The sequence below is a fragment of the Enterobacter sp. EC_64 genome, from assembly GCF_019584165.1.
In the GTDB taxonomy this organism is placed as follows: Bacteria; Pseudomonadota; Gammaproteobacteria; order Enterobacterales; family Enterobacteriaceae; genus Enterobacter; species Enterobacter roggenkampii.
This window is the reverse complement of record NZ_VDAS01000034.1, coordinates 1-12,156: the sequence shown is the minus strand read 5'-3', so window position 1 is coordinate 12,156 and position 12,156 is coordinate 1. Positions and strand designations below refer to the sequence as shown.

Below are 12,156 nucleotides of genomic sequence, written 5' to 3'. Positions count from 1 at the left end.
TATTTGTTGACAGCCATCTTCCCGATCACCGTGTTCTGACATATCATTTTACTGTTATTGGCTTAAAACGGTGAATTTCCCATGCGTCTTGAAGTCTTCTGTGAAGACCGTCTCGGTCTGACCCGCGAATTACTCGATCTTCTTGTTTTACGTAGCATTGATTTACGTGGCATTGAGATCGATCCTGTCGGGCGAATTTACCTCAATTTTGCCGAAATTGAATTTAATACCTTCAGCAGCCTGATGGCGGAAATCCGCCGTATCGCTGGCGTTACGGATGTACGCACCATTCCCTGGATGCCGTCCGAGCGTGAGCACCTGGCGCTGAGCGCGCTGCTGGAAGCCATGCCTGAACCGTTCCTCTCTCTGGATTTGAAAAGCAAAGTTGAGCGCGTTAACCACGCGAGCTGCCAGCTTTTCGCGCAGAGCCAGGAGAAGCTGAGCAATCATAACGCCGCGCAGCTGATCCCCGGTTTTAACTTCCAGCGCTGGCTGGACAGCAACCCGCAGAACACGCACAGCGAGCATGTGGTGATTAACGGGCAGAATTTCCTGATGGAGATCACGCCGGTCTATCTGAAAGGGGAAGGGAATACCCGCGTGTTGACCGGGGCGGTGATCATGCTGCGCTCGACGCTACGCATGGGTCGTCAGCTGCAAAACCTCTCCAGTCAGGACGTTGGCGCGTTCAGCCAGATTATTGCCGTCAGCCCGAAAATGCGTCATGTGGTTGATCAGGCGCGTAAGCTCGCAAGCCTGACCGCGCCGCTGCTGATTACCGGCGATACCGGCACCGGGAAAGACCTGCTGGCTCACGCCGTGCATCTGGCGAGCCCGCGTGCGGCTAAGCCTTATCTGGCACTTAACTGTGCCTCTATCCCGGAAGATGCCGTTGAAAGCGAGCTGTTTGGTCACGCGCCGGAGGGCAAGAAAGGGTTCTTCGAGCAGGCTAACGGCGGTTCCGTACTGCTGGACGAGATCGGCGAAATGTCGCCGCGTATGCAGGCTAAGCTGCTGCGTTTCCTGAACGACGGCACGTTCCGCCGCGTCGGTGAGGATCACGAAGTGCATGTGGACGTGCGCGTCATTTGCGCCACCCAGAAGAACCTGGTGGAACTGGTGCAAAAGGGGATCTTCCGCGAGGATCTCTATTACCGCCTTAACGTCCTGACGCTGAATATTCCGCCGCTGCGCGATTGTCCGCAGGACATTATGCCGCTTACGGAGCTGTTCGTCGCCCGCTTTGCCGATGAGCAGGGGGTTCCTCGTCCGAAGCTGTCTGCCGATCTGGGCACGGTGCTTATGCGCTACGGCTGGCCGGGGAACATTCGTCAGCTCAAAAACGCCGTATATCGTGCGCTGACCCAGCTTGAAGGGTATGAGCTGCGCCCGCAGGATATCCTGTTGCCGGATTACGACGCCGGAACGGTATCGGTAGGGGAAGAGGCGATGGAAGGGTCGCTTGATGACATCACCAGCCGTTTCGAGCGTTCTGTGCTGACGCAGCTGTACCGCAGCTATCCCAGCACCCGCAAACTGGCAAAACGCCTGGGCGTCTCGCACACCGCGATCGCCAATAAGCTACGTGAGTATGGTTTGAATCATAAGAAAGGTGACGAATAACTAAAAAGCCTCTGCAAAGAGGCTTTTTACTTTTGTTTTATTCCTTCGCCAACGGCGTGTTAACGATGTCTGTTTTTGTCTCGCCCTGAATCGACGCAATCCTGCTTTCGACCTCTTTCACCTGCTGCGGGCTGTGGAGCAGGGTATAGGTCAGATCAAACTGCGCGCTGGCACCCGGCTGCAGCTGCTTAACCCGCTTCTGTTGGCGTTCAATCGTAACGGGGTAGGCGTAGCTGGTGCCCGGTTCAATGCCCGTGACATAACCCTGCTTCAGCGTATCGGTGTTTTTCCATAAGGTCAGCACGGGCAGCTGGCGCGTATCAAACTGGATGGATGCGCCTTTATCGCCGGCTTTATTGACCACCGCCGCGAGCGTTTCGTGGTTGTTGTCGGCGAGCGGCTGAATGTTAAAGACCATCTCATCAAAGCCTTTTGTCGGCCCGGCATAGGTTTGCCAGTCGTTAACGCCCGCTTTGGCGTAGTCATTGAATGGGCTTACGCTCGCCGCTGGCGCAAGGAAACGTGCGCCTTCTTCAAGGATCGGCGTCCCGAAGTTGCTGTGATAGATGATTTGGTAATCGTGAGGGTAATCGGCATGGTTGGTCAGAACATCATGCAGGCTGAACTGGTTGGTTCCGGGAACGTAGCGCAGTTCGGTCATGGTCTGCAGATCCACTTTTTTGAACGTGCTCTCTTTGATCAAACCCCGAACGCGGATCTCATGCGGGGCGGCATCCGCCACCTCAACTTCCACCTGTGATACCGGGGTATTCCCGGCCCTGCCATGCAGGGTGTAAATTTGCCCGTCCGCCGTGACCGGATGACCTGTCCACTCATAGCCACAGCGCACCATCATCTCGTTGAAACCATCCAGCCAGCCGAGACCGTTTCGGCTTTCAAGATTGATATAAGCCGGATTCACGACCTCTTTGACGGGGGAATCCCACCCCAGTCGGGTGCCAAACCCTTCAACGTGCAGAAGGTTCATGCCGCGGGTCGGGCTCAGCGTAATTGTCAGGCCATCTTTACTGCTAATAATGATGACTTTACTGCCTTCCTGCTTGCCGCCGTGCAAGACTTTTTGCTCAATGCTGAACGTCTGATCTTTAACTTTCAGCTCATCACTGGAAATCTTCCAGTTTCCTTTCTCTACGCTGCTTTCAGCACTTGTCAGCACCCAGGTTTTAGCCGCGGCATGGCCAGAAACCAGGACCGCCAGGAGCGTAAAAGCGAATTTGATCTTCATAGTTTATCCTTTTTGCTGAAACGATTATTTACTTTCGTAAGCAAATCTAATGTTTAGACAAAAAGGGAAATGTGATGGGCTTCACTGAGGTTAAAATTAGGTGATTTTAACAATTAGAATGCGTTAATGATCACGCAGAAGTTACATTTTGCTGTCTTTATTGCATGATTTTTGTGATCGATGAATATTTTGGCTTTAACGATTCAGCTATTTTCTAATAAAAAACCCCGCCGTGGCGAGGTTGAGAATAAGTTGTATAGAATGCTAAGGACTTATTATGCTTTCAGCACGTCCAGCGCGGCAGTGTAGTCCGGCTCGGTGGTGATTTCGTTAACCAGTTCGCTGAAAACGACAGTGTCGTTTTCGTCCAGAACCAGTACAGCACGTGCTGCCAGACCCTTCAGTGGGCCTTCCGCGATGCTGACGCCGTAGTTCTCGAGGAAATCAGCGCTGCGCAGGGTGGAAAGGGTGATAACGTTGCTCAGGCCTTCGGCACCGCAGAAACGGGACTGGGCAAACGGCAGGTCAGCGGAAATGCACAGCACCACGGTATTGTCCATTTCAGTCGCCAGCTGGTTGAATTTACGCACGGATGCGGCACAAACGCCGGTATCAATGCTTGGGAAAATGTTCAGTACTTTGCGTTTGCCCGCAAACTGAGCCAGTGTGACGTCAGACAGATCTTTAGCCACCAGAGTAAAAGCCTGCGCTTTGCTGCCAGCCTGCGGAATGGAACCTGCTACAGCAACCGGGTTGCCCTGGAAATGAACGAGTTGTGACATAGATATCTTCCTGTTTACATATAGTTAACGTCGTGGCTAGTGTATGCCATCAGCAGATAACACGGCAAACCAAATTTTTCGCCTTTCCGGGCCGCAAGGAGTCAGTGATGAGAAGCGTTAAGGTCTATGAAGAAGCCTGGCCATTGCATACCCCGTTTGTGATCTCTCGCGGCAGCCGAAGTGAAGCCAGCGTGGTTGTGGTTGAAATCGAAGAAGAGGGGTTTAAAGGCGTCGGGGAATGTACGCCTTACCCGCGCTATGGGGAAAGTCTGCCATCCGTGATGGCGCAGATCATGACCCTGGTACCTGACCTGCAAAAAGGCCTCACGCGCGAGGCGTTACAGCAGCGCTTATCCGCCGGGGCGGCGCGCAACGCCATCGACTGTGCGCTCTGGAGCCTTGAAGCCGCTAAGCAGCAAAAATCGCTGACGTCATTGCTGGGCGTGGCCGTGCCGGAATCGATCGTGACCGCGCAAACGGTCGTGATTGGGGAGCCCGAGCAGATGGCCGCCAGTGCGAAAGCGCTCTATGACGCCGGGGCCACGCTGTTAAAAGTGAAGCTCGACGATCGTCTGATCAGCGAGCGGATGGTCGCCATTCGCTCGGCGGTGCCGTCAGCCACGCTCATTGTTGACGCCAACGAGTCGTGGCATCCCGAAGGGCTGGCCGCGCGATGCCAGCTGCTGGCCGATCTGGGCGTGGCGATGCTGGAGCAGCCTCTGCCGGCAAAAGAGGATGCGGCGCTGAAGAATTTTATCCATCCGTTGCCCGTCTGTGCGGATGAAAGCTGTCATACCCGCGAGAATTTGAGCGCGCTTAAGGGCAGCTATGACATGGTCAATATCAAGCTCGACAAGACTGGCGGACTGACTGAAGCCCTGGCCCTGGCGGCGGACGCCCGGGCGCAGGGGTTCGCCCTGATGCTGGGATGCATGCTTTGCACCTCGCGGGCGATCGGTGCGGCGCTGCCGCTGGTCAATCAGGTCCGTTTCGCCGATCTGGATGGCCCGACGTGGCTGGCCGTTGACGTTTCACCGGCGCTTAATTTTACCAGCGGCGTACTTCACCTCTGAGGCTGCCAGCGCAACAGATCCATCATTGCCTTTAAGTATTTTTCGCTGGCTTCGTCGGAGGAGATCGCCGGGAACTCAGCGGTGATGCAGGGCAGGCTTAAGTCGGCGCACCAGCTGCCGAATGAACCGGGTGTCTCATAGCCCACGCTGGTGACGAGCGGGAGGGCGAACGCCTGGGCCAGCCATGCGCCCAGATCAGAGTGGCGCGGATCTTCAATGCAGGCCAGCGGATCGTGGAAGGAGACAACCCAGGCGGGGTGGATCTTGTGGATAAGCTGGCACAGCGCCTGCGTTTCCGGCTCCGAGCCGGGGTTATCGCCCGTGAGCAGCACCACGTCCCGCTCCTCGGCTGAGCTGTTCCAGCGATATACCGTTTCCCCTGCGCGCCAGTTTGCCGCAGGGAAATTACGGTTCAGGTCGATTCCTCGCGCATTCGCCCGTAATCCAAGCTGACAGCCGTCCGGATTCACGGCAAGAATCACGTGGTGACGTCGCAATGCCGGGGTCAGCGTCCGCAGCGCGCACGAGAGCGTGACGACAGACGAGTTCTCATCTCCGTGCGTGCCGGCAATAACCAAACCGCTGTCGCGATCGGCATCGGGGGCCGGGAACCAGATCAGCGATGCGCCTAAAAATGAGCGGCCATATTGTTCAGCGCCCGGAGGGAAGGCGCCGCGTTCCGCGCGGGGTCGGGTGGTTGCCATACGATATCCTGATAACGAAGTCTCTACAGGCAGTGTTGTGCAAAAGCCGCTGTTAATCAAATAGTTTCCTTAACGGCTGAGAATTGCCTTAAATCACTATTCAGGCGTAAGTTGTTTGCATTTCTTACTGTCGAAACAAATAATTACGCATCTGCTTTTTACCTGAATTTTTTAAAGGGGATCTTATGAAGCATCCTGTTTCGCGTCTTTTTGCCGCACTGTGCCTGTGCGGACTCTCTTCACTCTCATACGCTGCTGATGTGCCACAGGGCACGGTGCTGGCGCAAAAACAGGAGCTGGTCAGACACATTAAAGACGAACCGGCTTCGCTCGATCCCGCAAAAGCGGTGGGGTTGCCAGAGATTCAGGTGATTCGCGATCTTTTCGAAGGGCTGGTAAATCAGAATGAGAAAGGGGAACTGACTCCGGGCGTGGCGACGCGCTGGCAGAGCAACGATAACCGAATCTGGACGTTCACACTGCGCGATAACGCAAAATGGTCTGACGGTACGCCGGTTACCGCGCAGGATTTTGTCTACAGCTGGCAGCGTCTGGTTGATCCGAAAACGACCTCTCCGTTTGCCTGGTTTGCGGCGCTGGCAGGCATCAGCAACGCTCAGGCCATTATTGATGGTAAAGCGTCGCCAGATACCCTGGGCGTGACGGCGGTGGATGCCAGAACGTTGCGCGTCCAGCTGGATAAACCGCTACCGTGGTTTAGCAACCTGACGGCAAACTTCGCCTTCTATCCGGTGCAAAAAGCCAATGTTGAAAGCGGGAAAGAGTGGACGCGTCCAGGAGCGCTGGTCGGTAACGGGGCCTACGTTCTGAACGCGCGCGTGGTGAATGAAAAACTGGTTGTCGTGCCGAACACCCACTACTGGGACAATGCGAAAACTGTCCTGCAAAAAGTGACCTTTATTCCGATTAATCAGGAATCGTCCGCCACGAAACGCTATCTGGCAGGGGATATCGATATTACCGAATCGTTCCCGAAAAACATGTATCAGAAGCTCCTGAAGGATATTCCTGGCCAGGTGTATACGCCGCCTCAGCTCGGGACCTATTACTACGCGTTTAACACGCAAAAGGGCCCGACCGCCGATGCCCGGGTCCGTCTTGCGCTGAGCATGACTATCGATCGCCGCATTATGGCGGATAAGGTACTGGGTACCGGCGAAAAACCGGCCTGGCATTTTACCCCTGACGTGACGGCGGGCTTCACGCCTGAACCTTCGCCGTTCGAGCAGATGTCCCAGCAGGAGCTGAACGCTCAGGCCAAAACCTTGCTCCAGGCCGCAGGCTACGGCCCTCAGCGTCCGCTGAAGCTGAACCTGCTGTACAACACGTCGGAAAACCACCAGAAAATCGCCATTGCGGTGGCGTCCATGTGGAAGAAAAACCTCGGTGTGGACGTCAAGCTGCAAAATCAGGAGTGGAAAACCTACATCGACAGCCGCAACACCGGCAATTTTGATGTGATCCGCGCGTCATGGGTGGGGGATTACAACGAGCCCTCGACCTTCCTGTCCCTGCTGACCTCTACCCACAGCGGCAATATCTCGCGCTTCAACGACCCGGCTTACGATAAAATAATCCACCAGGCGACGCTCGAAACCACGGCGAAAGCGCGTAATACGGACTACAACATGGCGGAGAAAATCCTCATGGAGAAAGCGCCGATCGCGCCTATTTACCAGTACACCAACGGTCGTCTGATTAAGCCGTGGGTGAAAGGGTATCCGATTAATAACCCGGAAGACGTGGCGTATAGCCGGACGATGTATATTGAGAAGCACTGATGGTTAATGCGAACTGGCGCACGTGAGCGCCAGTTTTGCCATGGATGATACCGCGCTGTGCTTTCCGGCAGCGATAAGACCGGGACGTATTATTCTAACAACGCATTAAACTTCGCCAGCCACTGCGGATGGGCGGGCCACGCGGGAGCCGTCACCAGGTTGCCGTCGACATGTGCCTGATCGATGCCGATCGTGGCATAGTGTCCCCCCGCGAGACGGACCTCAGGAGCACAGGCCGGGTAGGCGCTACAGGTACGGCCTTTCAGGATGCCCGCGGCAGCGAGCAGTTGCGGGCCATGGCACACCGCCGCAATCGGTTTGCGCGCGGCGTCAAACGCCTGTACCAGCTTTAACACATCCTCATTTAGCCGCAGATACTCGGGCGCTCTCCCGCCGGGGATGAGCAGCGCGTCGTAGTCCTGCTCCTTTACGGCGGAAAAATCGGCGTTGAGGGTAAAGCGGTGACCGGGTTTTTCGCTATAGGTCTGGGCGCCGTCGAAATCATGGATTGCCGTTATGATGTAGTCGCCCTTCGGTTTGTCGGGGCAGACGGCATCCACCTGATGACCAACCATCTGTAACGCCTGAAAAGGCACCATGGTTTCGTAATCTTCGGCATAATCGCCCACCAGCATCAGGATCTTCTTGCTCATCATTCCTCTCCCTTGTCATTAAAGATGATTAAGATATAGCCTGGCTTGGCTGAAATGCCGGAAATAAAAAAGCCCGTCAGAGCACGGGCAACATAAGCAAGTGAATAAGTGATTCGTTATCAACGTAGTTGGAGGATAACGACGCGTATCTTACGCGGCCGTCAGGCTGGCAGATACCTGACAAATTCGGTAGGTGAAACACGATATTAAACGTGCGTTAAGGGGCGTCGAAGGTCGGGTAAAGACTATTTTCGAGAAACTCGACGAGATACCAGATTTCCCCGCTAAAAATAAACCAGAAGCCAAATATAATAAGGAGCAAAATAATTAAGGTGAGTATTATTTCTGTTTTGCCCATTGCAGATTTTACCCACCTGACGTTAATTTATTCGAGGCAGGCATTGTAGCGGGGCTTTCCCGTATACTCCAGTTTCATGCTGCAAGGACTTTATTGCGCCCATCATTTTTAGCGCGATACAGCGCATCGTCTACACGCTTAAACAGCTCATCAATCGTCTCCCCCGGGTTATGTCGCGCCACGCCAATGCTGACGGTAAACCGTGGTAAGCCCGGAATCGTAATGCGGGCAACGGCTGCACGGATCGACTCGGCAATCTGCAACGCGGTGTCGAGTGAGGTATGCGGCAGCAGGATGACGAACTCTTCGCCCCCCCAGCGGAACACCATGTCGTTCTCCCGACTACAGGCTTCCAGCGTTCGGGAGAGGGCAATAAGCACCTCATCGCCCTTCAAATGGCCAAACAGGTCGTTGATGTTTTTGAAGTGATCGGTGTCCACCAGCAGCAGGCTAAACTGCTGTTGGGCAGGTCGATTATTCAGATTGTTGGCGTCGGTAATCGCGTAGAACTGGCGTCGGTTGAGTAACCCGGTCATGGAGTCACGTAACGCGGCATGTTCCAGCTCTTGCTCCAGTCTTTTTTGCTCGGTGATATCGTGGATGATGCACAGCATCAGCTTGTCACCATAGATCTCAATGGGTCCGGCATACGTCTGAACATGGCGGGTGGAACCATCGGCAAGGCGGTGAACAAAGTTGAGCGGCTTATGGCCGCCGGGCAGCGCGGCAATCGCAGTCATAATGGGCATCACGTCTCGCCCCAGGGTATTGATTTCCCAGGTATGCTTGCTGCACATACCATCATGCGAGTAACCGTAAAAATTGAGCGCAGCCAGGTTGGCATCAACAATCTGACCATCGCGGGCAGGATCGATTAACAGCATCGGCGCGCTGTTGGTCTGAAAAAAACGGGCGTAAAACCCCTGTTTTTTTCGCCGGTAGGTTGCGGAGCGGCTGGCCTTCAGTCCTGAGAGGATATGTTGGGCGATCCCCTCGAAGACAATCACATCTCCCCAGGGGGCGTAACGGGCAAGCGAGAGACGACAGCTTAACGGCGTATCCAGCCCATCCCGGCTTCTTATTGTCCAGATTTCGACGATCTCCTGCTCGGTTTTCAGTTCAGGTACATACATCGACAGGAGAGCTTGTGCATTCGCGGAATAGATGCCTTTACGCAGCTGATCGAGCGTCTTATCTCCCATAAGCTGCGTTGCGACCACGTTCGCAAAAATGATCTCTTCCGAAACGGGTGAAATAAGCCACACGGGTGTTTTAATGACGTTCAGCGCTTCAAAACCGTTTTGCGACATAGGCATTTCCTGTTCATCGGCTTAATACGCCTGACAATCATGACTGACGTGACTCGTGTGTTCTGCTTTGAAACATACTCTACTAAACCCCGTCAGGCATGGTTTTTTTGTGAAATAAATGCGGCGTCCGTTTGAATTTTATTAAGGGGGATAATTTGCCTTTCTGAGTTTATCTGCAGAAGCAGCCACGGCACCTGTTCGGCAGGTAAGGGGCGGGAGAAGAGGTAACCCTGCAGGTAGTCGCAGCCGAGACGGGTGAGAACCGCCTGCTGTTCTTCCGTTTCAATCCCTTCTGCCACCACGTTCATCTCCATGGTGCGGGCGATACTCATAATGGTTTCAACCAGCTTGTAGGTTTTTTCATTTTCCAGCATCGACGTTACAAAGCTTTTGTCGATCTTGAGCTCTTTTGCCGGCAGCACGCTCAGCATCAGCAGGTTGGAGTAGCCCGTACCAAAATCATCAATCGAGACGGTGATCCCCGCATGATTAAAAGCGTTGAGCAACTCAATGCTGCGATCGAGATTTTTCAGCGCGGTGCTCTCCGTGACCTCAAGGATCAGCCTGGACGGGGACAAGTTATATTTTTCCAGCATCGACGATACGATGTGGAAAATGTCCGGCTGCTCGAACTGGACGGGGGATAAGTTGAGCGATAACGTCCACTGGCTGAACCCTTGTTCAGTCCAGAAATGCAGCTGTCGACATGCCGCTTCAATGGCCCAGTTGCCCACCGGAATAATTAAGCCGGTTTGCTCCAGCGAGGGGATAAACAGACCAGGCAGAACAACGCCTTGCTCAGGGTGCCGCCAGCGCAGCAGGGCTTCAAAACCATGGATAGTCTTCTCTTGCGCATACCAGGTTGGCTGGTACCACAGTTCAAACTGATCGCGCTCAAGCGCCTGAGAGAGCTCCTGAAGAAAACCGGGTTTTGCCGGGATTGCTGTCGACATCTCGGTTCTGTAACGCGCCCAGCCGTTGCGGCCGTCGTCTTTGACGTGATGCAGGGCTGCATCAGCTTTGAGTTTCAGTTCATGCAGCGTCTCGCCATCCTGAGGATAGAGGCTGACGCCCGCACTCATTGTCGTGTTAAGCGTATGACCACAGATCGAAAGAGGACGTCGCACATCCTCGAGCAGCGACGCGAGCAGGGCGTTGAGTTTGTCGTCGTCACATTCCGGCACCAGCAGGATAAAAGCGTCTCCTCCCAGCCTTGCCAGGGTCATTTCACGCGAGAGCCGGGAAGTGATGCGCTGTGCAACGGTGATCAATAACTCATCGCCGACGCTGTGACCCCAGGTATCGTTGACGCGTTTGAAGTGATCGACGTTCAGGAAAATAACGGCAAATTGCCTGTTGCTCAGCAACGCGCTGCGCAGGCAGTCCTGCATGCGGAGATCCATCTGATGGCGATTCGCGAGTCCGGTGAGCGCATCAAAGCGCGCCTGGAGCTCAAGCTGCCGATTGAGTTGTCGAAGATTATCCGTCAGCCGGCCGGTGCGACGGTGAGAATCGATAAGGGAAATAATTAACATCACGCCAAGCAGGCAGAGCGTGGTGACAGAAACCCAGATGGATAACCCCAGCTCGCCGATCCCGCCGGGGAGGGTATGCGACATTTCCGGGTAATGCGCAGCGCTCATGCCGGTATAGTGCATCGCACAAATGGCGGCACCCATGACCAGGGCGGCGAGAAGGCGCTCGATAAAAACCCCTTTGTCTCGCAGGCGGAAAGCCAGCCACAGCGCCGTGCCGGACGCCACCACGGCAATGACCACGGACAACCCCACAATGCGGCGATCCCAGATAATGCTGCCATCCAGCATCAGGGCAGCCATACCGATATAGTGCATAGATACCACGCCTGCGCTCAGGATAGCCGTGGCAACGATCGGTCGAAACGAAGAACGTTTTTTTCCCGCGACGGCAATATCAAGGGCCGTAGTCGACGCAATAATCGCGACGCCCAGAGACGCAAGGGTTAACCAGAGGTCATAGCGCATCATCATCGGCATCTGCATCGACAGCATGCCGATAAAGTGCATCGACCAGATGCCGATCCCCAGCGTCATACCCCCGGCAATGCGCCAGAACAGGGCAGCCTTTCGGCTGGAAAGGGGGATCTTTCCGGCACTGTCCAGCGCCACAAAGGAGGCGATAAATGCCACCAGATAAGAGATAGCGATTAACACAGGGTCCCACGATATATTGAGCATTATGCAATCCCACGCCTGAGAGGGTTACCGATTTCGCCTGCCGGGCACATCTTAATCTGGCAACGAACATGCGCATTCAAACAATATTAGTTATTTATCGTGAAGCATGACCAGTCATATTAATACTCTACATCGCATTAAGAATATAAAATATATTCTCTTTGTTAACGTATTAAGCATTGCTAAACAAGAGCGAATAAAAGTAGCAAAGCTCCTTAAATATAACGGCGATTGTATCGGTTCGCCGCAGCGGATGGTATCGCTTAACGTGGCGGCTGATGTAGCCCCCTGAAACACCAGACAGTAGCTGTATCTCCAGATAAGAGATAGGCTTGAATATATGTCTAACACTAACACCAATTTTGAGATGACCGGGATCCTGTTAGGGC

At 54.4% G+C, this 12,156-nt stretch carries 10 protein-coding genes; 3 read left to right on the top strand and 7 right to left on the bottom strand.

The window, feature by feature from the left end; all coding sequences use genetic code 11:
- Positions 1-81 precede the first annotated feature (81 nt).
- A complete protein-coding gene (gene tyrR, locus FHC52_RS20075) occupies positions 82-1,623 on the top strand; it encodes a transcriptional regulator TyrR (RefSeq protein WP_032652110.1) in 1,542 nt (513 codons plus the stop codon).
- Positions 1,624-1,660: 37 nt separating this feature from the next.
- On the opposite strand, the gene FHC52_RS20070 is transcribed toward tyrR, so the two are convergent.
- Together FHC52_RS20070 and tpx are read right to left on the bottom strand one after the other, a co-directional pair.
- A complete protein-coding gene (locus tag FHC52_RS20070) occupies positions 1,661-2,869 on the bottom strand; it encodes an aldose 1-epimerase family protein (RefSeq protein WP_045410353.1) in 1,209 nt (402 codons plus the stop codon).
- 275 nt (positions 2,870-3,144) lie between these two features.
- Complete coding sequence (tpx, locus tag FHC52_RS20065; protein ID WP_008501256.1) at positions 3,145-3,651, bottom strand: thiol peroxidase; 507 nt, start codon at positions 3,649-3,651, stop codon at positions 3,145-3,147.
- Between the two features lie 107 nt (positions 3,652-3,758).
- On the opposite strand from tpx, the gene ycjG reads away from it, so the two are divergent.
- Positions 3,759-4,724, top strand: coding sequence for an L-Ala-D/L-Glu epimerase (ycjG, locus tag FHC52_RS20060; RefSeq protein ID WP_129344592.1), 966 nt, complete (start codon positions 3,759-3,761; stop codon positions 4,722-4,724).
- On the opposite strand, the gene mpaA is transcribed toward ycjG, so the two are convergent.
- Positions 4,715-5,428 carry a murein tripeptide amidase MpaA gene (gene mpaA, locus FHC52_RS20055; protein ID WP_023327608.1) on the bottom strand — a complete coding sequence of 238 codons (714 nt, stop codon included), beginning with the start codon at positions 5,426-5,428 and terminating at the stop codon, positions 4,715-4,717. The two genes, ycjG and mpaA, sit on opposite strands and share 10 nt — an antisense overlap.
- A 185-nt stretch (positions 5,429-5,613) precedes the next feature.
- Between mpaA and FHC52_RS20050 the strand changes: the two genes are divergently transcribed.
- Positions 5,614-7,230, top strand: coding sequence for an ABC transporter substrate-binding protein (locus tag FHC52_RS20050; RefSeq protein ID WP_023327607.1), 1,617 nt, complete (start codon positions 5,614-5,616; stop codon positions 7,228-7,230).
- A gap of 89 nt (positions 7,231-7,319) precedes the next feature.
- On the opposite strand, the gene FHC52_RS20045 is transcribed toward FHC52_RS20050, so the two are convergent.
- From FHC52_RS20045 to FHC52_RS20030, 4 genes are all read right to left on the bottom strand, one after another.
- Positions 7,320-7,883, bottom strand: a complete 564-nt coding sequence (locus tag FHC52_RS20045) for a DJ-1/PfpI family protein (protein WP_008501260.1) — start codon at positions 7,881-7,883, stop codon at positions 7,320-7,322.
- 217 nt (positions 7,884-8,100) lie between these two features.
- On the bottom strand, positions 8,101-8,241 hold the full coding sequence (locus tag FHC52_RS20040; RefSeq protein WP_021240268.1) for an Ecr family regulatory small membrane protein: 141 nt from the start codon (positions 8,239-8,241) through the stop codon (positions 8,101-8,103).
- 74 nt (positions 8,242-8,315) lie between these two features.
- Positions 8,316-9,551, bottom strand: coding sequence for a sensor domain-containing diguanylate cyclase (locus FHC52_RS20035; RefSeq protein WP_055322389.1), 1,236 nt, complete (start codon positions 9,549-9,551; stop codon positions 8,316-8,318).
- A 92-nt stretch (positions 9,552-9,643) separates the two neighbouring features.
- Positions 9,644-11,767, bottom strand: coding sequence for a bifunctional diguanylate cyclase/phosphodiesterase (locus FHC52_RS20030; protein ID WP_008501262.1), 2,124 nt, complete (start codon positions 11,765-11,767; stop codon positions 9,644-9,646).
- Positions 11,768-12,156 lie beyond the last annotated feature (389 nt).